27 protein-coding genes are annotated in these 24,817 nt (G+C 45.2%); 24 read left to right on the forward strand and 3 right to left on the reverse strand.

Annotated features, from left to right (window positions below; all coding sequences use genetic code 11):
• Nucleotides 1–210 precede the first annotated feature (210 nt).
• The 3 genes from NIE32_RS06830 (at nucleotide 211) to NIE32_RS06840 (ending at nucleotide 2,482) form a co-directional block, all read left to right on the forward strand.
• Nucleotides 211–1,029, forward strand: a complete 819-nt coding sequence (locus NIE32_RS06830) for a basic amino acid ABC transporter substrate-binding protein (RefSeq protein WP_253054195.1) — start codon at nucleotides 211–213, stop codon at nucleotides 1,027–1,029.
• Between the two features lie 71 nt (nucleotides 1,030–1,100).
• Entirely contained in the window at nucleotides 1,101–1,760 is a 660-nt protein-coding gene (locus NIE32_RS06835) for an amino acid ABC transporter permease (RefSeq protein ID WP_253054197.1), read from the forward strand.
• Nucleotides 1,760–2,482 carry an amino acid ABC transporter ATP-binding protein gene (locus tag NIE32_RS06840; RefSeq protein WP_253054272.1) on the forward strand — a complete coding sequence of 241 codons (723 nt, stop codon included), beginning with the start codon at nucleotides 1,760–1,762 and terminating at the stop codon, nucleotides 2,480–2,482. The genes NIE32_RS06835 and NIE32_RS06840 overlap by 1 nt, the downstream gene beginning before the upstream one ends.
• A gap of 61 nt (nucleotides 2,483–2,543) precedes the next feature.
• Here NIE32_RS06840 and NIE32_RS06845 read toward each other — a convergent pair whose 3' ends face one another.
• A complete protein-coding gene (locus NIE32_RS06845; RefSeq protein WP_253054199.1) occupies nucleotides 2,544–3,266 on the reverse strand; it encodes an EcsC family protein in 723 nt (240 codons plus the stop codon).
• A 340-nt stretch (nucleotides 3,267–3,606) separates the two neighbouring features.
• Nucleotides 3,607–4,584: an NERD domain-containing protein gene (locus tag NIE32_RS06850; RefSeq protein WP_253054201.1), complete on the reverse strand. Its 978-nt coding sequence runs from the start codon at nucleotides 4,582–4,584 to the stop codon at nucleotides 3,607–3,609.
• Nucleotides 4,585–4,829: 245 nt separating this feature from the next.
• On the opposite strand from NIE32_RS06850, the gene NIE32_RS06855 reads away from it, so the two are divergent.
• On the forward strand, nucleotides 4,830–5,270 hold the full coding sequence (locus tag NIE32_RS06855) for a hypothetical protein (protein ID WP_253054203.1): 441 nt from the start codon (nucleotides 4,830–4,832) through the stop codon (nucleotides 5,268–5,270).
• Between the two features lie 89 nt (nucleotides 5,271–5,359).
• A complete protein-coding gene (locus NIE32_RS06860; RefSeq protein ID WP_253054205.1) occupies nucleotides 5,360–5,701 on the forward strand; it encodes a hypothetical protein in 342 nt (113 codons plus the stop codon).
• A 110-nt stretch (nucleotides 5,702–5,811) separates the two neighbouring features.
• On the opposite strand, the gene NIE32_RS06865 is transcribed toward NIE32_RS06860, so the two are convergent.
• On the reverse strand, nucleotides 5,812–6,186 hold the full coding sequence (locus tag NIE32_RS06865; protein ID WP_253054207.1) for a ParB/RepB/Spo0J family partition protein: 375 nt from the start codon (nucleotides 6,184–6,186) through the stop codon (nucleotides 5,812–5,814).
• 179 nt (nucleotides 6,187–6,365) lie between these two features.
• On the opposite strand from NIE32_RS06865, the gene NIE32_RS06870 reads away from it, so the two are divergent.
• The 19 genes from NIE32_RS06870 (at nucleotide 6,366) to NIE32_RS06960 (ending at nucleotide 24,650) form a co-directional block, all read left to right on the forward strand.
• Nucleotides 6,366–6,857: a YbaK/EbsC family protein gene (locus NIE32_RS06870; RefSeq protein WP_253054209.1), complete on the forward strand. Its 492-nt coding sequence runs from the start codon at nucleotides 6,366–6,368 to the stop codon at nucleotides 6,855–6,857.
• Nucleotides 6,858–7,024: 167 nt separating this feature from the next.
• Nucleotides 7,025–7,873: a DUF4097 family beta strand repeat-containing protein gene (locus NIE32_RS06875; RefSeq protein WP_253054211.1), complete on the forward strand. Its 849-nt coding sequence runs from the start codon at nucleotides 7,025–7,027 to the stop codon at nucleotides 7,871–7,873.
• Nucleotides 7,874–8,053: 180 nt separating this feature from the next.
• Nucleotides 8,054–9,463: an MDR family MFS transporter gene (locus NIE32_RS06880; RefSeq protein WP_253054213.1), complete on the forward strand. Its 1,410-nt coding sequence runs from the start codon at nucleotides 8,054–8,056 to the stop codon at nucleotides 9,461–9,463.
• Between the two features lie 366 nt (nucleotides 9,464–9,829).
• A complete protein-coding gene (locus NIE32_RS06885) occupies nucleotides 9,830–10,348 on the forward strand; it encodes an Rrf2 family transcriptional regulator (RefSeq protein WP_253054215.1) in 519 nt (172 codons plus the stop codon).
• Nucleotides 10,345–10,713, forward strand: a complete 369-nt coding sequence (locus NIE32_RS06890) for a hypothetical protein (protein ID WP_253054217.1) — start codon at nucleotides 10,345–10,347, stop codon at nucleotides 10,711–10,713. The genes NIE32_RS06885 and NIE32_RS06890 overlap by 4 nt, the downstream gene beginning before the upstream one ends.
• Before the next feature lie 106 nt (nucleotides 10,714–10,819).
• Nucleotides 10,820–11,068: a hypothetical protein gene (locus tag NIE32_RS06895; RefSeq protein WP_253054219.1), complete on the forward strand. Its 249-nt coding sequence runs from the start codon at nucleotides 10,820–10,822 to the stop codon at nucleotides 11,066–11,068.
• Between the two features lie 230 nt (nucleotides 11,069–11,298).
• Nucleotides 11,299–12,129: an aldo/keto reductase gene (locus NIE32_RS06900; protein ID WP_253054221.1), complete on the forward strand. Its 831-nt coding sequence runs from the start codon at nucleotides 11,299–11,301 to the stop codon at nucleotides 12,127–12,129.
• 207 nt (nucleotides 12,130–12,336) lie between these two features.
• Nucleotides 12,337–13,773 (forward strand): MDR family MFS transporter, encoded by a 1,437-nt coding sequence (locus NIE32_RS06905; protein WP_253054223.1) that lies wholly within the window; start codon nucleotides 12,337–12,339, stop codon nucleotides 13,771–13,773.
• A 64-nt stretch (nucleotides 13,774–13,837) separates the two neighbouring features.
• On the forward strand, nucleotides 13,838–14,545 hold the full coding sequence (locus NIE32_RS06910; RefSeq protein ID WP_253054225.1) for a YwaF family protein: 708 nt from the start codon (nucleotides 13,838–13,840) through the stop codon (nucleotides 14,543–14,545).
• Between the two features lie 51 nt (nucleotides 14,546–14,596).
• On the forward strand, nucleotides 14,597–15,592 hold the full coding sequence (locus tag NIE32_RS06915) for a nuclease-related domain-containing protein (protein ID WP_253054227.1): 996 nt from the start codon (nucleotides 14,597–14,599) through the stop codon (nucleotides 15,590–15,592).
• A gap of 1,575 nt (nucleotides 15,593–17,167) precedes the next feature.
• A complete protein-coding gene (spoIIID, locus tag NIE32_RS06920) occupies nucleotides 17,168–17,437 on the forward strand; it encodes a sporulation transcriptional regulator SpoIIID (RefSeq protein WP_253054229.1) in 270 nt (89 codons plus the stop codon).
• Between the two features lie 189 nt (nucleotides 17,438–17,626).
• Entirely contained in the window at nucleotides 17,627–18,628 is a 1,002-nt protein-coding gene (locus NIE32_RS06925; protein WP_253054231.1) for a rod shape-determining protein, read from the forward strand.
• Nucleotides 18,629–18,707: 79 nt separating this feature from the next.
• Nucleotides 18,708–19,523 (forward strand): flagellar hook-basal body protein, encoded by an 816-nt coding sequence (locus tag NIE32_RS06930; RefSeq protein WP_253054233.1) that lies wholly within the window; start codon nucleotides 18,708–18,710, stop codon nucleotides 19,521–19,523.
• 36 nt (nucleotides 19,524–19,559) lie between these two features.
• Nucleotides 19,560–20,414 (forward strand): flagellar hook-basal body protein, encoded by an 855-nt coding sequence (locus tag NIE32_RS06935; protein ID WP_253054235.1) that lies wholly within the window; start codon nucleotides 19,560–19,562, stop codon nucleotides 20,412–20,414.
• Between the two features lie 15 nt (nucleotides 20,415–20,429).
• Nucleotides 20,430–20,783, forward strand: a complete 354-nt coding sequence (locus NIE32_RS06940) for a DNA-directed RNA polymerase subunit beta (RefSeq protein WP_253054237.1) — start codon at nucleotides 20,430–20,432, stop codon at nucleotides 20,781–20,783.
• 37 nt (nucleotides 20,784–20,820) lie between these two features.
• Nucleotides 20,821–21,252 (forward strand): 3-hydroxyacyl-ACP dehydratase FabZ, encoded by a 432-nt coding sequence (gene fabZ, locus NIE32_RS06945; RefSeq protein ID WP_253054239.1) that lies wholly within the window; start codon nucleotides 20,821–20,823, stop codon nucleotides 21,250–21,252.
• Nucleotides 21,253–21,518: 266 nt separating this feature from the next.
• Nucleotides 21,519–22,760 carry an MFS transporter gene (locus tag NIE32_RS06950; RefSeq protein ID WP_253054241.1) on the forward strand — a complete coding sequence of 414 codons (1,242 nt, stop codon included), beginning with the start codon at nucleotides 21,519–21,521 and terminating at the stop codon, nucleotides 22,758–22,760.
• 206 nt (nucleotides 22,761–22,966) lie between these two features.
• A complete protein-coding gene (locus tag NIE32_RS06955; protein ID WP_253054243.1) occupies nucleotides 22,967–23,491 on the forward strand; it encodes a thioredoxin domain-containing protein in 525 nt (174 codons plus the stop codon).
• 466 nt (nucleotides 23,492–23,957) lie between these two features.
• Complete coding sequence (locus NIE32_RS06960; RefSeq protein ID WP_253054245.1) at nucleotides 23,958–24,650, forward strand: FadR/GntR family transcriptional regulator; 693 nt, start codon at nucleotides 23,958–23,960, stop codon at nucleotides 24,648–24,650.
• Nucleotides 24,651–24,817 lie beyond the last annotated feature (167 nt).

The raw sequence follows: 24,817 nt of genomic DNA on the forward strand, positions 1-24,817 counted from the left end.
CACGATCAATCATTAATAATCGATAAACCGAGACGGGTAAGCATACTCGTTTCGGTTTATTTTTATTCAAAGTGTAAATTGTTTGCCGACATTAAACAGTAAATTTTTCTAAAATTCAACAAACAACTTGCCATTACTTTTAGAGACAGGGTATAATTAACTTTAATTAATTGCATGAAATAATCAGAAAAATATTGGGGGCAGTTTTAGATGATGAAGAAATTGTCGGTGCTTTCACTTTTACTCGCATTGGTAATGATTTTTACCGCGTGCTCATCAGGAGCCGGAAGCAGTTCAAGTTCTGCAAAGAAAACGAGCACAAAGAAGGTTCTACGTGTCGTTAATGATGCAAGTTATCCGCCGTTCGAAACGTTGAACAAGGGTAAAATGGAGGGCTTCGACGTTGATATTATGAAGGCTCTTGGGGAAGCATCCGGCTATAAATATAAGCTGGTTAACGTTGGTTGGGATCCTGTGTTTGCTGAACTGAAATCAAAGACAGCAGATATGAGTATATCGGCAATTTCAATTACAAGCGACCGCGAGAAAACATATGATTTCTCAAATCCTTACTTCCGTTCGATTAACGAAATTATGGTACCTAAGAATAGTAAAATTAAGACTGCAGCAGATCTGAAAGGCAAGACTGTCGCTGTTCAACAAGGAACAACCGGACAGTTCGCAGTTGAAAAAGTGCTCGGAAAGAACAATCCAAAGATCAAGAAATTCAAAACAGTGAACTTGGCGATTATGGAATTGCTTAACCACGGAGCAGATGCCGTCGTTGCAGACAATGGTGTTATGGATTATTATGTGAAGAACAACCCAGGCAAGAATTTGAAAACCGTCGGTGATGAAAAGACATTCGATGGCGAATTCTATGGTATGATGTTTCCAAAAGGAAGCAAGCTAAAACCAGTGTTTGATAAGGCGATCAAGAAGATTATTGACGATGGTACCTATACAAAGATCTATCAGAAATGGTTTGATAAGAAACCGGATCTTGAAAAGCTGCAAGCACAAAATTAATTGGTTAATTTAGAATCAATGTTTAAGGTTGCTTAACGTCTTGTTAAGCAACTTTTTAAGTTAGGGGAGGATTGGGTGTGAACCCTTTAGAACTTATTAAAGAATATTTACCCTTCTTTGCGAGTGGCACATTATTCACGATTTTATTTTCTTTTGCCGGTATCGTTTTCGGCACAATCCTTGGTTTATTTGTTTGTTTCGGGAAAATGATTGATAACAAAGCGCTGGCGGCTCCGTTTGTCTGCTACATTACTTTTTTCCGCGGGACACCGCTATTTGTTCAGATTTTAATCATTCACTTTGGTGTTGTACCGGCAATTTTTCATCAGTCAAATGGTATTCTTTCCGGAATTATTGCTTTGTCGTTGAATGAAGCGGCATATATTGCCGAAGTGTTCCGGGCGGGTATTCAATCAATCGATGAAGGGCAAACCGAAGCTGCACGTTCGTTAGGAATGGACAAGCGTCAGGCGATGCGTTATATCATATTGCCGCAAGCCGTCCGCCGCGTGTTGCCACCAATGGGTAATGAATTTATCAGTTTGATTAAGGACAGTTCATTGCTTGCAGCGATTGCGGCACCGGAGCTGACCTATTGGGCTCAGGCGATGGGCGCGCAATACGCCATTGTTTGGACACCATATCTGACCATTTCTGTCATCTATCTGATTCTCACCTTGGGCATGAGTTTCATTGTTAATCGGCTAGAAAGGAGAATGGCTACGAAATGATGATCAAAGTTGAAGACTTGAAGAAGTCGTTTGGCGACAACGAAGTCTTAAAGAAAATTAATCTCGATGTGAACAAGCAGGAAGTGGTAGTCGTTATCGGGCCGTCTGGTTCAGGAAAGTCGACACTGCTGCGGTGCATTAATTTACTGGAATCCATTACATCCGGCCATGTGTATATCGAGGGCACGGACATTTCCGGCAAAAAGGCTAATATCAATAAAATTCGTCAGGATGTCGGCATGGTGTTCCAACAATTCAACCTGTTCCCGCACATGACCGTGCTGGATAACATTATGCTTGCACCGGTCAAAGTCAAGAAAGTGGGCAAGGAGCAGGCAAAAGAAAAAGCGATGGAACTGCTGGGTAAGGTTGGGCTCGCAGACAAAGCAAATGCCTATCCGGATTCGCTATCCGGTGGACAGAAGCAGCGAATCGCGATTGCCCGAGCTTTGGCCATGGAACCGAAGATGATGCTCTTCGATGAACCGACTTCAGCACTCGACCCGGAAATGGTCGGCGAAGTACTTGATGTCATGAAGCAGCTCGCCAAGGATGGCATGACGATGGTTGTGGTTACCCACGAAATGGGCTTTGCACGAGAAGTTGGCGACCGCGTCATCTTCATGGACGGCGGCTATATAGTAGAAGAAAATGAACCGCACCAATTGTTCGAACACCCACAAGAAGAAAGAACCAAAGCATTTTTAAGTAAAGTATTGTAATTTTATCGAATAGAAGAGATCACGGCCTTCGGGCTGTGATCTCTTTTTTATAAGGCGGATTTCAAGATATTGGTGGCGTAGTGAGCAGGCGCAATCGGTAGCAATTGATGGTCACTTCACCGAGGCGATCAAGTAAATTGTAATTGACCACGGCTCCAACCGCAGCGCCGATGCCCGGCATCAATTGCAACATTTTCGCAAAATCAAGATAGTCCCGATATTCTTGCTGGAACTCTTGCCAGTCCATATCCTGAAAGGCCTGTTTTCGTGTCGCCCAGTTTTCAATAATCGATAAGGTTTCACGGCGCACGTCATCACTGGAGAACGCAAGCTTGAAGACTTGCAGGATAAAGATCCGCTCTTCCATTTCTTTTGTGTCAAAACCGTAGATGGAAGCCGCATCAAAAAGAAATTTCATCTTAATCGACAGAAGCAGTGGAAAGTCAGCCAGACCAAGCAGAAGACCGCCCGCTCCAGTTCCGGCACCTTCCAGTACTGCCGTTTTCCGATAATTGGACAGTTTTTCGCGCACTCGTTGATCTTTTTCTTCGAGAGTGAGGCCGGTTGCCTGATTCTTTTTTGTAGTGAAATGAGATCCGGTCAACGTTGCTTTTACCATATTTTTAATCGCGACCGTGATAGCTTGCTGCACCTTTTCCGGATAATAGTGATTGATTCGCGTCTGAACCTTTTTCGACATCCGGCTGAGCAGATTCGAGGGCCTGAGCAACCTACGCTTCCACGCCATGACTTCATCATAAGCCTTTAACTCATAAGTGTTCATCGGAAACCTCCTTGATCAATGTACGAGATCAGCAAGGAGGAGGTTCAATACATGAGAAAATACAGATCATCTCCCTAGAAATGAGACGGTCGGACATAGACTGGAGAGAGCCAAACACAAATTGAGAAACGAGCCCAATCCATCGTCGAATGAGACAAAAGTAAAAAAGAATGGGACAAAACTAAAGCGAAACCGGACAAAAACCAAAGAGAACGGGACACAAATTGAGAAACGAGCCCAATCCATCGTCGAATGAGACAAAATTATAAAAGAATGGGACAAAACTAAAGCGGAACCGGCCCAAAAACCAAACAAATAGGACATTGAGTCTCAAGCGGTCTTACTCTTGGTTAAATTTTTCTAATAAATGATATCGTCTGTTTCTGTTGTTGCCTGAATGTGGAAGATTTAGCAATTTTAATAGTCTCGCTGCTATTTTTCTTGAAGAAATGCATGTCCATTCGCAAAATTGTGTGATTGAGATGGTCTCATCAATAAGCAAAAAGTAGTCTTCGAGTAGGGCGTAGTGCGCGGTTTTGGAACGATGACCACAACTTGGGCACAGCCAAGTTGCGTGAACCCGGGTCATGGGAATTGCACCGCAGTTCGGGCATTGGACGCCGGTGATCAGTTCTTTAGCGTCAATATGATAGAGTTCGAGCACGTTTTGGTGCAGGGGACAGTGGGCGTGGATGAGTTGAGCGTTTAATCGTTCGCGCTCTCCGGCTGACAATCTTTTCTTAACGGAGGCACGTTTCCAAGCTTGGATGCGATCGGGGATTTGGTGCATGTGGCAAATTTTTCGAGAAATGGCACTGTTACCGGGTTGCGTTTTAAGTATGGTTTCCGGATTGCTGATGGTCACCATGTCATCAATTGGGATTGGTGGAAAATGTTGTGCCGCAAGCCACCTGCTTAAGAGCTGTTTTTGGCGGGTAACTTGCCCGATTGGATCGCGGAATCCTTCCTCTTTTCCATTAAATGTGCGAATCATTTGGTTGAATGTCGGATCAAAATAAATGGTTCCGATCAGATTTTTCACTTCGATGATGAAGCACGCGGAGTCAGACAAAATCAGTGTATCGATTTGGAAGAAGGCTTGGTTCAGGGGCAGTCGCAAGCCGTGATAAATGTAAAAATCCCCATCAGCAAAATCGGTGAGATAGAAATCGATAGCGGATTCGCCTTTATGGCCAAGGGTTCGCTTTTTTTCATCCTGACAAATGATTTGATAGTGTGGATGACTTTGCGGGAGGCGACTCCGTACTGAACGGAGCTGCCTGATGATAAGAGGGATTGTTCGCTCAAATTTGATCAATGAAATAACTCCTTCAATTTTTAATTCAGAGTAACAAAAATGAAGAAAAAAAACGAAACCGCGATTTGATGAAAAATTGTGGTTTTAGCGTCTTAACCAGACAAAATCATGGCCGAATAAGATAGTTAAACCGGTTACATCAGCTAAATTATCGTTTATAAAAATGATCTGTATGGGCCGCAGCCCAACCTAATGAAAATGCCCGGCATATAGTATTACAAACCAGATAGGTAGGTGTGTAATGAATGTATGATGATCCACGTGAAGATGGGTACACGTTTTACAATCCCTATCAGTTACCGATTGAAGAGGATCCGGTCGTCTATTACGACGATGATCGTGAACAACCGACAACGTTTCTTGTTCCGCCAAGTGCAATCCAACAGGAACTCAACCGTGGCCGGCGCGGACATTTTTACCAAACGCGACTTGCCAGCTACGGCCGAATGATGACCATTCAGCTGCTCGGCATCAACCCAAATACCGGCATGGTGAGCATGAATGTTTACTTGCCGCAACAACGGCGATGGGTGCAGCATCAAGAACATTACACGGATATGTCCGGGCTGACGTATCTTGGCCCAACGCCGCCTCCGGGTGTTCCGTGGCCGCCACCACCACATCCGCCGCGTCCGCCAAGACCGTGGTGGTGCCCACAATTTCCTTGGCATCCGTCATGTAGATAAGAAAAGATGGTTCCGTGAAAAATCGGAGCCATCTTTTTTCAATCATCTGATACAATGATTGCAAAGCCTTCAGTGGGGGTCGATAAATAGTGTTTTACATAGGATTAGTCCTCTTCATTATTGTGCTGTTGTGCATGTTGATTGGATTCATCACGTTCTTGCGCCGTGACTACAAGAGTTTCTTCCTCAATTTTATCTTTAATGAAAAAGCAATTGCTTTGCTTCAATCTGAGAAATCGACGCCGCAAGCACTAGATCGTACCGCAAATTTTGTGATCCTGCAGGTGGCGGTATTCGGCATGATTTTTGCAGCCTATCTTAATCTCCCGAGTGCGGAGCGGTGGGATAACATGCGCCATTTGATTCTCCTCGGTGTTGTCGTCAGTCGGTTTGTTTTTGAATGGCTCATCGTTAATATTTTGAAACATTAGAAAATTTGGTTTTCCAAGCCTCTGGCGAAGGCGCGGTTGCACTTATGCTAACTTCCGCTAATCTTTTATGCTTTCTTAGTGTATGAAAAAAGCGCGTGAGCACACGCGCATTAATCAACTTCCTTATAAATCGCTACTTCTTTGATCTCGGGAATAAGGCTGTAGGCGGTCAGTCGATGTTGACCATCATAGAGACCGAGGTCCTTATTTACGATCATCGGTGGCAGTGCGCCACCTTCATGTATAGAGTCAACCATTTGTTTAATGTTATCGGTATGATAATCATCGTAATTTTCTGGATCGTTCTTCCATTCCTTGTAGGTGACCAAGTTCTTCCCGTTGCTGCTGAACGAGCAAGCCGCGTCGTAAAGCGCCTCTTTTTCTACCTTGGTAAGGATAAAACGATGGTCCTCGCTCCCAAACGCGTCGTTTGCAAGATCGCTGTACTGGCTGCAAATCTCTTTCCCCGTCAAAATGTCTGCCATGCGCAACCCCTTCTTTATTATTTTCCCAACACATCCGAAGATTACGCGGATGCGACAATAGTCTTAATGTATTATAGTTCGACAGATTTTGCAAAGTAAATTTAAGCCAGATTGTGAATTGACAGATTATTATTTTTTGCTAAACTGGACGATAATGTAAGCAAGACGGAGGGATGAACATGTCGGTAGAGAATGTGAAGGCTTATTTTCAAACGGTAGGTCGGGAAAAAGATGTGATTGAATTGGAACTTTCCAGTGCGACGGTGCAGCTGGCCGCGGAGCATCTGCATGTGGAGCCAGAGCGGATTGCAAAGACGCTGGCCTTCAGAGGAGAGAATAAGGAAGGCGCGATGCTGGTGGTCATGGCTGGGGACGCGAAGATTGATAACAAAAAGTTCCGCCATGAATTCGGCTTCAAAGCGCATATGCTCTCACCTGAAGAAACGCTGGAACTTGTGGGGCACGCGGTTGGCGGTGTTTGTCCCTTCGCTTTGAATCAAGATTGGCCGGTATTCATGGATGAGTCGCTGAAACGATTTAAAACCGTGTTCCCCGCATGCGGCAGCACAAATTCAGCAATCGAGCTGACGATTGATGATTTGTACAGCTTTGGAAATGGCAAATCATGGGTTGATGTGTGCAAGGGCTGGCAGGATGAACCAGAAGCATAAGTTAGAGCTTTAGTCTTAGTCATACATAGAACGTCGGACGGTTATCAAATCGCCGACGTTTTTTTATACTGTAGACGGTGGTCTCTTCACGTGTAAGAAAAGAAAGCCACCTTTTAATAGGAAGAAATTGAAAAACCACCTGTGAAAAAATTTGCAGAGGAGTATGCATGATGAAACGTTTTGCAGTGGTACTGGCGATCGTCGCAGCTGCCTATTTCATTTTTTTTAACCCGATCCACGCGCGGTGGCTGCCATTCGGGAAACAGCAAACTTCGGCACAGGTCACCGAGCAAGTGGAACAAATCGATATCCAGACATCGTCGATGCGAACAAAAGTTGTGCTGGGGAGCGGAGATCAAGTGACTGCGCGATTGACGGGAAGAGGATTGGTAGATGTTCGAAAAATAGGCGACACGATCCAGGTGAGGACGCAGCATAGACAACCGTTTATGTTTTGGTGGAACGCTCCAAAATTAACCATCACGATACCGAAATCGTATCAGCATCAGCTTAAATTGGCAGTCGGATCGGCTACATTGGATTTTCATGGAGAAACAAGCCAAATATATCAGAAACTGTCGGTCAATGTATCTTCAGGATCGATCCAACTGAGCGGGGTAGCTTCGGAAACAGTTGATGCAAGTGTGCATTCGGGTACTTTGCGGATCAGGAATCTTCGGGCGCCGTCTGCACATCTTGTTGTTCGTTCAGGAAATGCACGTGTCGATCGTTTGTCAGGAGCATTTTCTGCTCAAGTGAATTCTGGGAACATGAAAATAGGTGTTGCCGCTTTGCATGGCGCATCCAGCATTTCAGTCAATTCCGGTAATGCGCAACTGGATATGCCAAACCAGGCAGATTTTCGCTTAACGGCCAAGAAATCGAGCGGTATCATTCAAAGTAAATTACGTTTGAAAAAGGAAAAGTCAGAGGACCATGGACTGAGCGGTGTGCGCGGCAGTGGGGAATACATCCTCAAGGCACAAGTGAACAGCGGGATCTTGCGCATTGATTAATTGCCTGTAAAATCAAGATCTAGTAGAATTTGTAATAAAAAACGAGTAAAAGGACAACTATGCTTATTTCTATCACTTGAAAAATTTTCGTGATAAGATGAAAGAGTTGCCCGGTGCTGATGATCGTTGCTCTTTTTAATCAGCATTGTCAATCATCAAGGAAAAGAAAGAAGTGATGGAATGAGTGCCATTGAAGAAAAACGGTTTCAGGTACATGAAAATTTGAATGTTGTGCCGATCGTTCTCGTACTGCTCGCAGGCGGTTTTGTGACGCTCCTGAACCAGACACTGCTCGTCACCGCGCTGCCGAGCATCATGCATGACTTACATTTATCTGCGGTCATGGTGCAGTGGCTCCAGACCGTATTTTTGCTTGTCAATGGAATTATGATTCCAATTACTGCCTTCCTGGAGGAAAGGTTTACAACGCGCGGCTTATTTTTGTTCGCGATGGGGTCATTCGTCCTTGGCACGCTTATCTGTATTGCCTCGGAAAGTTTTTTCTTTTTAATCATCGGAAGAATTGTTCAAGCACTGGGTGCCGGAATTATGATGCCGCTAATGATGACCGTAATGTTTATCATTTTTCCAATCGAAAAACGTGGGTCGGTCATGGGGATTTTTGGCTTGGTAATTGGATTCGCACCGGCGATCGGACCAACCTTGTCGGGCTGGCTCGTTAACCATTATCCTTGGCGAATTCTCTTTTATGTGGTACTTCCTGTTGCATTGCTTGATTTGATTCTCGCCATTTTTATATTGAAAAATGTGACCAAGCGAACATATCCGAAGCTAGATATCCTATCGATTATTCTGTCGACGGTTGGATTCGGTGGATTGTTATACGGATCGAGTATCGCCGGCAGTCACGGCTGGGGCGATCCTGAAGTGCTGATCACCATACTGATCGGTGCTGCTGCACTCACGCTCTTCATTATGAGACAGTTCAAGCTGGAACAACCGATCTTGGAATTCAGGGTATTCCGCTACCCGATTTTTACATTAACGACCGCAATTGGAATGCTGTCTTTTACCGTATTTATCGCCGGTGCAACCATGCTGCCGATCTACATGCAGACGATGCTTAGATTCTCACCGTTGGAGTCAGGCCTCATGCTGCTTCCCGGCGCACTTGTCATGGGGATCATGTCTCCGATTACCGGACGAATTTTTGATAGAGTTGGCGCACGCGGATTGTCTATTACCGGAATCACCATCTTGCTGGCGATGACACTGCTGATGAGCAGACTAGACGCCCATACCTCATTCACCTATCTGGCCGTCATCAATGCCGTGCGTATGTTTGGTTTATCGATGGTGCTGATGCCGACGACAACTGCCGGCTTGAATCAATTGCCACCACATTTGATTCCACACGGAACGGCGATGAACAACACCATGCGTCAGGTAGCCGCCTCGATTGGCACGGCCATTCTGTTCACAGTCATGGCATCGACAGCACGCAACCCGAAGACATACGGAATGGAAGGCTTGATCCATGGCGTCGACGTCGCCTTCTTCGTCGCTTCGTTCCTATTGATCGTAGCGCTGGTCCTTACATTCTTTGTGAAAAAACCAAAACACGTATGAAACAAAAGATCTTTCCGGAATGCCGGGAAGATCTTTTGTTAATAGAAAAGAAAAAATAAAATCTCTCCTCTTAAGTTCGAATCAATCTCATAGGTTCTGTTTTGGGCCAGTTGGGATCGATTTTTCTATTCTTAGGTTCGATTTCGGGGTGGTTAGGATCGATTTTTCTAAACTTAGGTTCGATCTCAGATGGGTCGGGTCCGGACACAAATTGGCGTTCTCTTGGCTTGATCCACTTACTATGACAAAATAACTAGATTTTTCCGTGTAAATTACTTCCATCGACACTTTTCTTGTATTCTCCAATTGATTTTAGAAACTGTATCTATTATAATTACATTAATCTCCGAGAAGGGGAATCATAGAATGAACAGTCAGTTTACAATCGCGGTGCATTGTTTGATTGTGCTCGCTAAGGCGCCCGAACAAGTGTGGAACAGTGAATCGCTATCTCAGAAGGTGCATACGCATCCCGCTAGAATTCGCAAGATTATGAGCATTCTGCGCAAGAGTGGTCTTGTCGAAACGAAGGAAGGTCTGGGCGGCGGATACCGAATGGGCTGCGATCCACACAAGTGTACATTGGCGCGTATCTATCAATCTATTTCTTGTAATCCTCTTAAGCTCAGCTGGTGTTCATCCGGATGTGACCAAGATCTTGAATATGACAAGATTCAGTCCATCATGGATTTCGCTTTTACAGGAGCTGAGCGAGGTCTTGAGGACTACCTCGAGCAATGGTCGATCGACTCGCTTTTACAGCGAATGGACACGAAGGCTGAGAATTGGCCTGAGATTTTAACCAAGCACAAGTTGCCAACGTCATGCATAAAGAAAGAAAAAGAAATGGATAGACACATAAATAAGATCGGTGGTGAAGGATGATGCAGCAAGAATCCAGATGGAAAAAGGGAGATTGGGTTAAAGGAAGAACGGTAAACGGCGAATTGATGCACGGTTTTGTGGTTGACTACAACCATGAAGAAGGCACCGTCAAGATACAAGTTGTTGCCTGCGACCGAGAGACAACAGTTGGAAAAGTGATCGAGACCCTTGGTTACCTGATCAAACCATTCCCAGTGATGCCGTTAACCGGCCAGCAACTACGCAGCATGACAGATATTGCCCTGATTACATCCGACCGTGATTGGTTCATGGACCTCTCCACCCAATTGTCGGGGATGAACAACGAAACACCGGACAACACCCAGAAACAAATGAGTTCATGGTATTGGTCCGCGCAACATTAAAAAATCAGGATAAACAATAGATCTAAGAAGCACGCATATCAGAGGATGTGCGTGTTTTTTGCGCGCCCAGCATGTGGAAGACGGCTAAGCGGTAGCCCAAGGCATCGTGCGGCGGAAAAGGAAACCAAAAGCAAAAGCAAAAGCAAAAGCAAAAGCAAAAGCAAAAGCAAAAGCAAAAGCAAAAGCAAAAGCAAAAGCAAAAGCAAAAGCAAAAGCACAGGTGTCCATCGCGAAGTGGAATTTGAAAGAAGTCGAGAGTAGAACGCTGGAAAAGTGGAATACTAGTTTTTTATCAGCCATCCAAGAGAATATGAAAAATGGATCAGGGTTAGTGAATGAGCATAGAGCAGAATGAGAGGAAAATCAAGCGGACGTACTAAATCTGGATCGAGCTCAAATTTTATCCTCGGGACAGAGCTCAAATTTTATCCGGTCAAAGGAACATTTATCCGAAAATTGGCCCTTGGAATCGGTTACAACTATAGCTATAGCCATGCCTATACGCAGGAGCTGCACGTGATGAGTAAAATTCTTTTCTCAACAGTAATTCTATGAGAAAATAATAATAATGAGGAGGTCGAACGCATGATTAATGGATTGAATGATACAGTGAAATTGAATAATGGAATCACGATGCCGGGCATTGGTTTCGGCGTATGGAAGCTTAAAGACGGTGATGAAGTCATTAATTCTGTACTTTCTGCATTGAAGGCCGGGTATAAGATGATCGACACGGCTGCGAGATATCGCAACGAGGCCGGAGTCGGTGAAGCGCTACGCCAATCCGGAGTGAAGCGAGACGACGTGTTTGTCACCACCAAAGTGTGGAATGCGGATCAAGGCTATGATGCAACATTAGCTGCGTTCGATACCAGCATGAAGAAACTCGGTATTGAGTACGTCGATCTGTATCTGATTCACTGGCCGACCGCAGGCAAATACAAAGAAACATGGAGAGCTATGGAAAGACTATATAAAGAGGGCAGAGCGCGTGCAATTGGTGTTTGCAATTTCCATGAACATCATCTCGAAGATCTACTTCAGGATGCAGAAGTGGTGCCGGCAGTAAACCAAGTTGAACTCCATCCGTTACTGTCTCAAGTTCCGCTCCGCAATTATTGTTACAAAAAAGGGATTGCGGTTGAAGCCTATTCACCACTGGGTAGTGGCGGACTGGTCAATCACCCTGTGCTGAAAGCTATTGGAGAAAAATATGGCAAGAGTGCGGCTCAAGTCATGTTGCGCTGGGATGTGCAGAATGACATTATCACCATTCCACGTTCAACGAGTGAAGCACATATCATCAGCAATGCCGATATCTTTGACTTTGAGCTGTCGCCGGAAGATATCGATCATATTGATGAATTAAATGAAGATAAACGTTTTAATGCAGATCCCGACAACTTTAACTTTTAATCAAATGGGACAGGCAATCAGCCGAATCAATGCGACTTTTGAAAAAGTTGAACAGCAAATAAGAAAGGCTTGGCGAATTTCGTATGCTCGCCAAGCTCTTTTTACCGATGAGGGTTCGGCCCGGACTTCCCTAGACTTTTTTTAAAAGCTCAACCATCACGAGCACTGCCGCTCAATTTCAAACATAAGATAAGGAGTTTTTCATTGATGACGACGAGCAACACAATCAAGCAAGAGATCAAACGCGGACCGATTACGGTTGCCTTAATCATTGGAGCGTTTGTCGCAATTTTGAATGAAACATTACTTAATATTGCTTTATCAGACTTAATTCATTATTTTCATGTCACACCGACGACTGTTCAATGGTTGACGACAGCCTATTTACTTGTGATCGGGATCCTGATGCCGGTGACCGCACTGCTCACCGGCTGGTTCACCACGCGCCAAATGTTTCTCGGTGCGATGACTATTTTCCTGATTGGATCCGTGATTTGCGGATTCGCACCAAGCTTTGCATTTTTGCTAACCGGGCGCATCATTCAGGCTGCCGGCTCCGGACTGATTCTTCCGGTCATGATGAATACGATTCTCTTCATCTATCCACCTGAAAAAAGAGGCGGGGCGATGGGACTTATTGGGCTAGTGATCATGTTCGCGCCAGCACTCGGTCCAACACTATCCGGCTTAATCATTGCATCATTGTCGTGGCGCTGGCTGTTTTATCTCGTGATTCCGCTCGCGGCTTTCTCGATTTTGTTTGCTGCTCGGTATTTGACGAATGTGTCGGAAGTTACACGTCCTAAAGTGGAAATCCCATCAATTATTCTTTCTACGGTCGGCTTTGGAGGCCTCGTCTACGGCATGGGGTCCAGTGCAGAGGGCGGCTGGGTAGGGCCAACTTTTATGATTATTGGCGCAATCAGTCTCGTACTGTTTGTGTGGCGTCAACTCGTAATCAAAGATCCGATTCTCGATTTTCGAGCATTTAACTATCCGATGTACACCTTGTCAACAGTGATCTTGATCCTGATTATGGTCACACTGTTTGCCACAATGATCCTGCTGCCGCTGTATCTGCAGCGCGCATTGCTGCTCTCATCATTCGCAGCGGGTATTGTGCTCCTCCCAGGCGGACTCATCAATGGGATGCTGTCTCCACTGATGGGAAAATTATTTGATAAATTTGGCCCGCGCTGGCTCGTAACGCCAGGGTTGCTGATTGTGTGCGTAGTGGTTTGGCTGTTCAGCAGGCTAACCGTATCTGAGAGCATGCTGTACATCATCATTCTGTATTGTGCACTTTTAATTGGACTGGCAATGGTGATGATGCCGGTATCGACGACCGGATTGAATCAACTCCCGAAAAGGTTATATCCGCATGGAACGGCGATTATGAATACACTTCAGCAAGTCGCCGGAGGGATTGGCACGGCCGTATTCATTGGAATCATGGTGACCGGTCAGAAAACTTATCTGAGTCATGTGTCCAATCCGGAGGCACAGACCCAGGTATTGCACGCACTGGTTGCCGGAATGAGCCACGCCTTTTTCATCGCCATGATCATTGGTGTGTTTTCGCTCATCCTTTCACTCTTTTTAAAACGTACCATTGCACCCAAAGAAGAACCAGCCGAAGAATAAAAATACATGAGGAACAGCGATTGACGCCATACTAAATGCATCTAAGATCATTCGGGGTGAAAAAATGGCTGTCTATCTTTGGCCTCAAACGATATCCTTCGTGCTTTTTTCAACGCAACATCTTTGGACATTACTCGTGATTACACTACTCGGGGTCTGCCTGTTTCTGTTTCGGAAACCCATAAGGCAGGCCCTTTTTCTACGCTTATCGGTACGTTTTGGTTTAGCAGCAGTACTTCTGATTGGTGAGCTCGTTTATCAAATTGTGACGATCCGGTCCGGACAATGGTCGGCGAATTATGCGCTTCCGCTTGAGGTTAGTGATCTTGCCGCACTGCTTTCCATTGTGATGTTGCTATCGAAAAAGTGGTGGTTGTTCGCTATTTTGTACTTCGCCGGAATCGGAAGTGCCGTACAAGCACTCATAACACCGGACCTCGGCGGAGTCAGTTTTCCACACATTCGGTACATTCAATTTTTTGCCACACATGGCGCGACTGTTCTCGCCTGCTTGTTTATGATCGCGGTTGAGCGCTATCGGCCGACTTATCGTTCGCTGTGGTGGGCGGCCGGGTGTCTTAACCTGTATGGCGCGCTCATTTTCTGCTTTGATTGGTGGATCGGCGCGAATTATCTATATCTGATGCACAAGCCTAATCTCTCCATCTTGAACTGGCTGGGGCCATGGCCGTGGTATCTGCTCTGGATCGAAGTGCTGATGGTAGCGGAATTCCATTTTCTTTATTGGCCATTTAAGCGGAACAGAGGATAAAAGAAATTTTTGTCGAAATGTAAAATCATCAACAAAGAAGGATGATGCCTATTGATTTCGAAAAAACTTTACCTCTCCTGGCAGGTGCTCGCTGACCAAGTGTTGCTCGAACATCTTGCGAACGACCACCCAGCGCGCGCACAGATTGAACACGATCTCGCTAATTATCAGGCCGGATTCCGTGGTGAGCAGAATCTTGCCTACTTCCTTGACACTTTTCATCAGGATGATCGCATCTTTTACAGCCTCCAACTTGAAGATTGCCAAATGGATACCCTCTTGCTTACTCCCACATTCATTGCGCTGTTGGAAGTAAAAAATTTTGCCGGCGCAGTCCGATTCGATCCTGATGGAAAACAATTCATGCGCCGCTCAGCAGATCAATATATTGGGTCGTCAAATCCCCTTTTACAAGTGCGCCGCCACAGAGCATTGTTACGAAAATGGCTCGCCGATCACGGTCTGCCGCAACTTCCAATCGAAGCCGATGTGGTGATTGCCTTCCCAACAACAATCATTGAGAATCAAGGGAAATTACGTCACGTCCAAGAACACGTCTTCCACGCAGAACAAGCGCCAGCGAAACTTGAAAAATATGCCGAAAAGTACAAACACACGCGCAGTTATCCCGAATTTATCCCTCAGATTGAACGCATGCTCCTCAAAGAACATATCGACAAACCCATTAGCCTTCTTGAAAAGTTCAATATCCATCCCTCTGAATTGCGACGCGGCGTGCGTTGCGATCAGTGCCGCTCCTTCGACATGCAACGCATCTCCGCAAACTGGTTCTGTCCCCAATGCGGTCACAAATCCAAAACCGCCCACATCCCCATGATCCTCCACTACTTTCTCCTGTTCGGAAACACAATGACCAACAAACAATGCCGGGAGTTTTTGAAATTTGATAAAACAAAAACGGTGACCGACTTATTAAACAAAATGAAATTACAAAGAGGAGGATCCGGCACAGGCAAGGGATTGTATTATCTCTCACCTCCTCACGAAACATTCGATCGTTATTTCCGAAACAATAAACGAAAATAGAAAAACTGATATTAGTAGCCAATTCAATGAAAATAGTAAAGACCACTTTAAATCGTAACGAACCTCAATAAAACAGTAACGAGCGAGGTGAAAACAGTAACCAACCTAGTAAAAATCGTAACGACCAACTCAAATCGTAACGAACTCCAATAAAAAAGTAACGAACGGAGAGAAAACGGTAACCAACCTAATGAAAAAAGTAACGACCAACTCAAATCGTAACGAACCTCAATAAAACAGTAACGAACGAGGTGAAAACAGTAACCAACCTAGTAAAAATCGTAACGACCAACTCAAATCGTAACGAACCTCAATAAAACAGTAACGAACGAGGTGAAAACAGTAACCAACCTAGTAAAAATCGTAACGATCAACTCAAATCGTAACGAACTCCAATAAAAAAGTAACGAACGAGGTGAAAACAGTAACCAATCCAATAGAAATAGTAACGAACAACTCAAATTGTAACGAACCTCAATAAAACAGTAACCAACCTAGTAAAAATCGTAACGACCAACTCAAATCGTAACGAACTCCAATAAAAAAGTAACGAACAGAGAGAAAACGGTAATCAACCCAATGAAAACAGTAACGAACAATGAAAACAGTAACGAACCTCAATAAAAAAGTAACGAACGGAGAGAAAACGGTAACCAACCTAATGAAAACAGTAACGAACAATGAAAACAGTAACGAACCTAAATAAAAAAGTAACGAACGGAGAGAAAACGGTAACCAACCTAATGAAAAAAGTAACGACCAACTCAAATCGTAACGAACCTCAATAAAAAAGTAACGAACGAGGTGAAAACAGTAACCAATCCAATAGAAATAGTAACGAACAACCCAATCAGTAACGAACCCCATAGAAAATACCCGAAAATAATATAGTTAGTGATACATGAAGAACTTTTCCTCAAACACGAAGGAAAAGTTCTCTCTTTAACATTCATCTTGTTTTATTTACTTCCAATCAGTAGGAATTTTCCCGCAGAAAATTCCGTCCTTCTTATACAAGATGAAGAACTTTCCTTTAATGCTAGACAGGGGAAGTTCTTTTTTGAATGGGAGAATCCATGTCCTTATTTCAGAAGGAATTTTCCCGCAGAAAATTCCGACCTCCTTATACAATACGAAGAACTTTCCCTTAATGCTAGACAGGGAAAGTTCTTTTCTGTGTCCTCATTTCATTTGGGGTTTGCCCACTGAAAATTCCGTCCTTCTTATACAAGATGAAGAACTTTCCTTTAATGCTAGACAGGGAAAGTTCTTTTCTGAATGGGGAATCCATGTCCTTATTTCAGTAGGAATTTTCCCGCAGAAAATTCCGACACCCTTATACTAGAACTTTCCCCTAGCACTTGACGGGGAAAGTTCTTTTTTGAACGGTGAACCCTTGTCCTCATTGACTTTTTGGCATATAACCGGAACTCGTTTAATAAGATGTTACAAACTCACATACGGGGTTTCGAGGTGAGCGCGGCGGGCTTGGAACGAGCATGATGCGTTGTTTGGGTTCCGTTTCCTCCAATGATTGTCTCATTTCGCATCTTTAGATTACAGGAGGCGAGTGGTGTGCATGATTACATCAAAGAGCGTACGATCAAGATTGGAAAGCATATCGTGGAGACAAGGAAGACGGTGCGGGTGATTGCCAAGGAGTTTGGAGTCTCGAAGAGCACCGTTCATAAGGATTTAACTGAGAGGCTTCCGAACATCAATCCGGAACTTGCAAACGCAGTAAAAAATGTGCTCGATTATCATAAGTCAATCCGTCATCTGCGCGGAGGAGAAGCAACGAGACTAAAGTACCAGAAGGATACGGAACAAGCAGTTCAGCACTGAAGTCAACTACATTTATTTTTTTAGAAAAATAATGAGGGGAAAATGCCGGTAGACGGCATTTTTACTTGATCAGACGTCTTGTTTTATTTTTCGACACATTCCCTGTTTGCATTGTTTTGTGATAGAATGAAATAATGGTTAATAAATATCCTGGATTCAGTCTAGGTGTTTTGACAGGGAGGATTTGGCGTGTTTTCTAGAGACATCGGAATTGATCTTGGAACGGCGAACGTACTGATCTATGTAAAAGGGCAGGGCGTTGTCCTGAATGAACCTTCTGTAATCGCTTTGGATACGGATACAAAACAAATGCTGGCAGTCGGTGAAGAAGCTAGACGGATGGTGGGACGTACACCAGGCAACATTGTTGCGATCCGTCCACTTCGCGATGGCGTTATTGCAGATTTTGAGATTACGGAATTAATGCTGACACACTTTATTAATAAAATTAATGTCAAAGGCTTCTTAAAGAAACCGAGAATTCTGATCTGTACCCCGACACATATCACATCGGTTGAGCAAAAAGCGATTCGCCAAGCAGCGGAACGCAGCGGTGGCAAAGAGGTTTACCTTGAAGAAGAACCGAAAGTAGCCGCAGTAGGTGCGGGGATGGATATCTTCCAACCAAGCGGCAACATGGTGATTGACATTGGTGGCGGTACAACCGACATCGCCGTCCTCTCTATGGGCGATATTGTGACCTCTCAGTCGATCAAACTGGCAGGCGACAAGTTCGACCAAGAGATTCTGAACTATATTAAGAAAAGATACAAATTGCTGATTGGTGAACGCACCGCAGAACAGATTAAAATAACGGTGGGTACTGTATTCAAAAATGCACGCGACGAAAGTATGGACATCCGCGGTCGCGATATGGTGACTGGTTTGCCGAAGACATTGACCGTGCATTCCAATGAAATCGAAGAAGCACTCGCGGATTCTGTCAGCACACTGGTACGCGCAGCGAAGAATGTGCTCGAACAAACGCCTCCTGAATTGTCGGCCGACATTATTGACCGCGGCGTCATTCTGACCGGTGGTGGTGCGCAACTGCACGGACTCGATCAATTGCTCGCAAGCGAACTGAAGGTTCCGGTCGTTGTTGCCGACAACCCAATGACTTGTGTCGTTGAAGGCGCAGGTAAAATGCTTGAACACCTAGAAAAGCTACCAAAGCGCAAAGCAAATTAATTGCTCTGCGCTTTTTGCGCTTCTTATCCTTTAAATATGATAAAATGATCATAAAAGTTAACCGAGGCAGGTGAAGGACATGATCAGAGGATTATATACATCCGCATCAGGGATGATTGCCGAGCAGCGGCGGCAGGAAACATTGTCAAACAATCTCAACAACGTAGATACACCCGGGTATAAAAGTGATCAGAGCAAATTGCGCACTTTTCCTGAACAACTGATTGAGCGGTTGGGCGGCGATATGACCGCCAATCGCCAAGTCGGCGGTCTTGCCACCGGAGTCTATATGGACGAGACCATTCCGGACTTCACGCAGGGGACAGTGACGGAGACGGGGAAGGCAACGGATGTTGCCTTGATTACTTCACAGCTTCCGATCAACCCACAAACGGGTAGCCAGGAAGGGGCGCTCCTCTTCAATGTCCGAACACCTGCCGGCGACACGCGTTATACACGCGACGGCCATTTTACATTGAGCCCGACCGGCTATCTCACCGATGATGCGGGAGATCAGGTGTTGAATTCGGCAGGTCAGCCGATTCAACTGCCATCGGATCAGTTCCAGATCGCCGGGGACGGCACCATTTCGATAAACGGGACAAACTACGGCCAAATTGGCGTCAGCTATGCGGCAAATACCAATCAGCTCGTCAAAGAAGGCAACAGCCTGTTCCGATTTAATGGCGGTGGCGCCCTGCCTCAGGCAAACGCGAATGGCACCATTAGCTATAATCTGAAGCAAGGCTTTGTCGAGGGCTCTAATGTGCAAGCCGATCAGACGATAACGGATATGATGGAAGCCTACCGCTCGTTTGAAGCCAATCAAAAGACCCTTCAAATTATCGATGGCACGTTGGATAAAGCAGTCAATCAGGTTGGACGGATCAACTAAAGGTGAACCGTTTTTATAAAAGGGCAGGTGCAAGCGATGCAAAGACAAATGATGGATACAGCAGTAACATTAGGTCAAATTCAGCAACAGCTGGCAACGGTCGCCAACAATATTGCCAATGTAGGAACCAACGGCTATAAAAGCCGTGATGCACAGTTTATGGATCTGCTTTTCCAGCAAATCAATAACATGAATGTAAATGCCGATCAGACCGATCAAAGCAACCGTTTGACACCGTCTGGCATACGCGCAGGCTCAGGTTCCCGAATTGGCGATACGCAAATGGATCTCGCTGTAGGCACAATCAAACAGACCGACAACCCGCTCGACTTGGCACTGAGCAACGGGCATCAATTTTTTACCGTGGCACTAACCGGTGCAAATGGTGGAACAACGACGGCTTATACACGCGACGGCGCGTTTAACGCTCAGATTGATCCTCAGAATCCCAATGAACTGCGGCTCATGACGAAATCCGGTTACGCGGTACTTGGTGCGAACGGACAGCCGATCCGTATCCCGGCTCATTACAGAGAGATCCACATCAACAACTCTGGTCAAATTACTGTTAATCTAGCAAACGGTGCTCAGGTGAACGCCGGACAGCTCGGGATCGTCACCGTTCGTCGTCCGCAGCTTTTACATGAACAAGGCAACAATCTCTACACACTGCCTAATCTTGCACAACTCGGCATTGGTCTGAATCAAGTCGTTCAGCCGGTGGCGGGCGCAAACGGCAGCGTGGCTCAGGGAAAATTGGAAAACTCGAATGTCGATTTGACTAAGGAAATGTCTGATCTGATAAATCTGCAGCATAACTATCAGTTGAACGCGCGTTCCATTACGATCGGTGATCAGATGGCGGGACTGGTCAACGGACTTCTACGTTAAGCGAGGAATCCTTTTATGGAAAAAAACGATAAGCGACTTACGCAGAACAGCGCAACATCTGAAGAGCTGCAAACGAGACAAGCTGTCCGCACAGCTCGAACCGAAGCACAAAACGCAGAGAAAAAAGCGGCGAAACGGAAAAAAGCTGCGCCAGAAGAAGATAGCCAGCCGCTTTTCAACCCATTTTTCGGGTATAAAAAAAGGCGTTTCCCCATCTGGCAGCGTCTGATTGCGCTGATCAGTTTATGCGCGATTGCCCTTGTTCTCGGCGCAATGTTTGGTTACGGTGGGTTGGGCCATCGCAGTCCATGGGCGGTTTTTCAAACCGCAACATGGCAGCATATCTTTGATTTTCTGAAAACGAATTGATTGAAGGGAGCGAACGCGCGCACGTTGCGCGAATCCTATGTTAACGATTGATGAGATTAAAAAGATTTTACCGCATCGGTATCCATTTTTACTTGTAGACCGTGTGCTCGAGGTTGAAGATGGAAAAAAAGCCGTCGCGATCAAGAATGTTTCAGTTAATGAACCATTTTTCCAAGGCCATTTTCCGGATTATCCGGTCATGCCCGGTGTGCTGATTGTTGAAGCACTTGCCCAGGTCAGCGGCATTGCCGTGCTGAGCAAAGGTAAAGAAGAGAATATGCTGACGCTTTATGCCGGCATCGATAAATGTCGGTTCAAACGCCAGGTGCGTCCGGGCGATCAATTACGTCTGGAAGCAGAAATTCTTCGATTCCGTGGCGGGTTTGCCAAAGCCAAAGGCGTGGCAACCGTGGATGGCGAAGTGGCCTGCGAAGCAGAAATGATGTTCGCACTGAAAGCAGCAGAATAATAAGGGTCAAATATAGGACTGTGTTTTAGTGAAAAAGCGAGTTTGCTTTTCTAAACAGACGTCGATCGAAAATCGGCGCCTGTTTTTTTGCGGATTCAGACCGCTTTATCAAATTTTGTTGAATTCGAGATTAGTTTGTCATAGAATCTGACATAAATAGTTTCTGAACCGTCGATTTCACTTAAACTTATTCATTGGTATGAACGATTTATGCCAATGCGATGGGCAATGAAAACAAGATCAATAAAAAGAGGGTAGGGAAAGTAATGACAGAGTCAAAGCAAGAGCTGATGGGCAACACAAACGAAACGAACCAGATAGGACCTTATCAACACAAGACATTGTGGGCATCGATTATCGGATACGCAATGGATGGGCTGGATATGATGATCCTCGCCTTTGTCCTGCCATTAATTATTGCTTACTACAGTATCAATCCGGCTCAAGCCGGCAGTATTTCAACGATTACAATGCTCGGTGTAGTCATCGGTGGGTACATCTTCGGCGTTCTGGCCGACATTTACGGACGTGTGCGCGTATTTACGTGGACCATCCTCATTTTCTCAGTGTTTACCGGACTGTGTGCCTTTGCACCGAATTTCGGTGTATTTAACCTCTTCAGATTTCTTTCTGGGTTAGGTCTCGGCGGTGAATTCGGCATCGGCATGACTCTAGTCACTGAATCCTGGCCGAAAAAATACCGGACGCGGGCAACCTCATACGTGGCGCTCGGCTACCAAGCAGGAACCATTCTCGCAACATTGTGCGCGGCATTTATCGCACCACACTTTGGTTGGCAAGGTGTCTTCCTCGTTGGTGTAATTCCAGCTCTACTTGCCTGGTGGTCAAGAAGAAACCTAAAAGAACCTGAATTATGGCTTGCCGCGAAAAAAGAAAATAAAACGAAAATCTCAATTATCGAGCTGTTCCGTTCATGGAAAATTACCGGAACAACCATCGGACTCATTTTAATCTGCAGTGTGCAGAATTTCGGCTACTTCGGCATCATGAACTGGATGCCGACGATGCTGGCGACACAGCATCACTATACAATTAACGGAACCGTGTTCTGGACGATATCAACGGTTCTTGGCATGGTGATCGGAATCATCACCTTTGCATGGCTCGCGGATAAATGGGGCCGAAAACCGGCATTTATGACCTTCCAGATTTGTGCAGCCATCATTGTCTGGATCTACTTCCAGATCGATAACCCGACACTGCTTGTTGCGCTTGGCTCCGTTCTCGGATTCTTTGTCAACGGCATGATGGGCGGCTACGGTGCGTTACTCGCCGAACACTATCAAACACAAGCACGTTCAACCGCAGAAAATATCATCTTCAACACCGGTCGATTCATCGGAAGCTTTGGTCCACTGATCATCGGCTTCATGGCATTGAATCATTCACTGAGCGCGGCACTTGGCACCATCTCATTCGTTTATGTGCTCGCCGCACTCTCAATGCTGTTCCTCGTACCTGAAACCAAAGGCAAAGAGCTCGCCTAATCAAAAACTAGCCGGTAACCGCGGATTCATTGCGAATGACTGGCTAGTTTTTTTTTATGGACGGAAGTTCACAGAAACAGACGGCGCCTCAGAAACTTGGCGAGGCCAAGTTATCTAATGAACGAAAGTAAATAGGTTGCTTTTTTCTTGCCTGCATGACGAGAATGCGCTAGCGTTGAAGTAACATCAGATTTGGAGGGATAACGATGACGGATACATTGACTTTGTCGGACGTTGGTTTTCATTTTGGTGACCAAGACGCACCGGTAAAATTGACCGTGTTTACTAACCTGGCTTGCCCGCATTGTGCGAACTTCTTCGCAGAAAATGAAACCGATCTGTTCGCAGCAATCGATAAGAAACAGGTTGAACTGATTTTGAAACCTTTTGACAAGCCAAAAGAAGGCCTGCTCAAAGGTAATCTCGTACACCTATTCTTAAATTACAAGGATCAGGAAAAGATGAATAAGGTAATTTTGCAACTGTTCAAGGATCAAGCAGACTGGAAGAAACTTTCCGATAACGAAATCAAAACTTATTTGACCGAAAACTATGGCTTATCCATTCAGCCGGACAACACCGACTACAGCCTGACGATTGCCGGCGAAGCCATTCACTTCGACGCAACCTCAGTACCAACTGTCCTGCTCAGTCGAGATGGCCAAACTCCACAAAAAATCACCAAAGACGAGTTAAAAAAAGAGCTCGAAGCCGCGATACCAGTAAAATAATCAAATGAAGAACAAGGCCGGACAAATACGTCCGGCCTTGTTTATTTCTATAAGTTCGATTTCTAATCTTAAGCTCGGTTTAGGCTGTGTTGGGTTCGGTTTTCATCCACTTGGTTTCAACTTTTTCTGATTTGGAACAACTCGCGGGCGAGTTGTAGTCCACTTGAAGCACCTCTTCAACTTCCAGCAGTTCGTTACTGTTTTATCGAGGATCGTTACTAAATTTGTCGTTTACTCTTTTCATTAGAATCCTCTTTCCATTCGTTTCGGGTTTATTGGGATTTGTTACGATGTTCCTTATGTTCGTTTCGAATTTTTCTCTGACATCTCTTGGAATGAACGGCTGTTCATGTCCATTGGTCTAATCTTTAGGTCTTTTGGCCGTGCTCATTTTCTGATACTATGGAAATACATAGAAATCCAGCGTATTTTTTGTAGGATGCCCGAAAAAAAGGAGTTCGTCGATGTGATTGGTGTCAGTGAAACGGTACAAAAATTTATCCTTGATTACATCCGCAAGCGCGTGAAGCCTGGGGACAAACTTCCATCTGAGCGCGAGATTGCGCGCATGCTTGAGGTTGGCCGCTCCTCGGTTCGCGAAGCGCTGCAAACCTTGTGCGAGCGCGGGATCATTGAGAAGAGGCCGGGCAAGGGAAATTATTTGACGAACCGCACGATCGATGTGACTCAGTTGGATTTGCGACAATTGCTGCCGTTTATCGATGCCAAGTCGTCCCTTGATCTGCTTGAATTTCGCAGATCGCTGGAAGCTGAGAACGCCTATCTTGCAGCGCGGCGCCATACGCCCGAGACGATCGAAATCCTGCAAAGTGCAGTCGAAGAATTGGCTGTCTGTGTCAAGAATAAGGAATCTATTATTGTGCCGGATTTTAAATTCCATAACACCATCGCCCATGCTGCGCAGAACAAGGTCATGATTCAAGTGTATGACTCACTGACCGACTTGTCCAAGAAGGTCCGAATTGAGATGGCGAGCAATGACGATACCGAACACGCACTCTACTATCATTCCGAGATTCTTGAAGCAATCAAAAAAGAAGACGGCGAGAAAAGCAGCAGTCTGATGCGCCGTCATATTGAAGATGTTCTGCTCCATTATAAAAAGATGCTCTCAGAAATCAGCAGCATCGAGCAATAATCGACTTCCTCTCAAAATCTACGGCTCCTTGATCGCGCACCCCGCGAGTAGAGGAGCTCATTCATTTTACACAACCACTTGAACCCACCCATAAACCATCAATTCAAAAAAATATGTCAGATAATCTAACACAATAGACCGAAAAAAATTTCAGAAGATTATAATTA

It is taken from the genome of Sporolactobacillus kofuensis (assembly GCF_024125425.1).
Classification (GTDB): domain Bacteria; phylum Bacillota; class Bacilli; order Bacillales; family Sporolactobacillaceae; genus Sporolactobacillus; species Sporolactobacillus kofuensis.

Coding starts and splice junctions, on each gene's coding strand:
- NIE32_RS06950 (WP_253054241.1), top strand. CDS start 21,519: ATGACAGAGTCAAAGCAAGAGCTGATGGGCAACACAAACGAAACGAAC.
- NIE32_RS06905 (WP_253054223.1), top strand. CDS start 12,337: ATGACGACGAGCAACACAATCAAGCAAGAGATCAAACGCGGACCGATT.
- NIE32_RS06880 (WP_253054213.1), top strand. CDS start 8,054: ATGAGTGCCATTGAAGAAAAACGGTTTCAGGTACATGAAAATTTGAAT.
- NIE32_RS06870 (WP_253054209.1), top strand. CDS start 6,366: ATGTCGGTAGAGAATGTGAAGGCTTATTTTCAAACGGTAGGTCGGGAA.
- NIE32_RS06855 (WP_253054203.1), top strand. CDS start 4,830: ATGTATGATGATCCACGTGAAGATGGGTACACGTTTTACAATCCCTAT.
- NIE32_RS06845 (WP_253054199.1), bottom strand. CDS start 3,266: ATGAACACTTATGAGTTAAAGGCTTATGATGAAGTCATGGCGTGGAAG.
- NIE32_RS06840 (WP_253054272.1), top strand. CDS start 1,760: ATGATCAAAGTTGAAGACTTGAAGAAGTCGTTTGGCGACAACGAAGTC.
- NIE32_RS06865 (WP_253054207.1), bottom strand. CDS start 6,186: ATGGCAGACATTTTGACGGGGAAAGAGATTTGCAGCCAGTACAGCGAT.
- fabZ (WP_253054239.1), top strand. CDS start 20,821: ATGTTAACGATTGATGAGATTAAAAAGATTTTACCGCATCGGTATCCA.
- NIE32_RS06935 (WP_253054235.1), top strand. CDS start 19,560: ATGCAAAGACAAATGATGGATACAGCAGTAACATTAGGTCAAATTCAG.
- NIE32_RS06940 (WP_253054237.1), top strand. CDS start 20,430: ATGGAAAAAAACGATAAGCGACTTACGCAGAACAGCGCAACATCTGAA.
- NIE32_RS06955 (WP_253054243.1), top strand. CDS start 22,967: ATGACGGATACATTGACTTTGTCGGACGTTGGTTTTCATTTTGGTGAC.
- NIE32_RS06830 (WP_253054195.1), top strand. CDS start 211: ATGATGAAGAAATTGTCGGTGCTTTCACTTTTACTCGCATTGGTAATG.
- NIE32_RS06900 (WP_253054221.1), top strand. CDS start 11,299: ATGATTAATGGATTGAATGATACAGTGAAATTGAATAATGGAATCACG.
- NIE32_RS06885 (WP_253054215.1), top strand. CDS start 9,830: ATGAACAGTCAGTTTACAATCGCGGTGCATTGTTTGATTGTGCTCGCT.
- NIE32_RS06930 (WP_253054233.1), top strand. CDS start 18,708: ATGATCAGAGGATTATATACATCCGCATCAGGGATGATTGCCGAGCAG.
- NIE32_RS06910 (WP_253054225.1), top strand. CDS start 13,838: ATGGCTGTCTATCTTTGGCCTCAAACGATATCCTTCGTGCTTTTTTCA.
- NIE32_RS06875 (WP_253054211.1), top strand. CDS start 7,025: ATGATGAAACGTTTTGCAGTGGTACTGGCGATCGTCGCAGCTGCCTAT.
- NIE32_RS06890 (WP_253054217.1), top strand. CDS start 10,345: ATGATGCAGCAAGAATCCAGATGGAAAAAGGGAGATTGGGTTAAAGGA.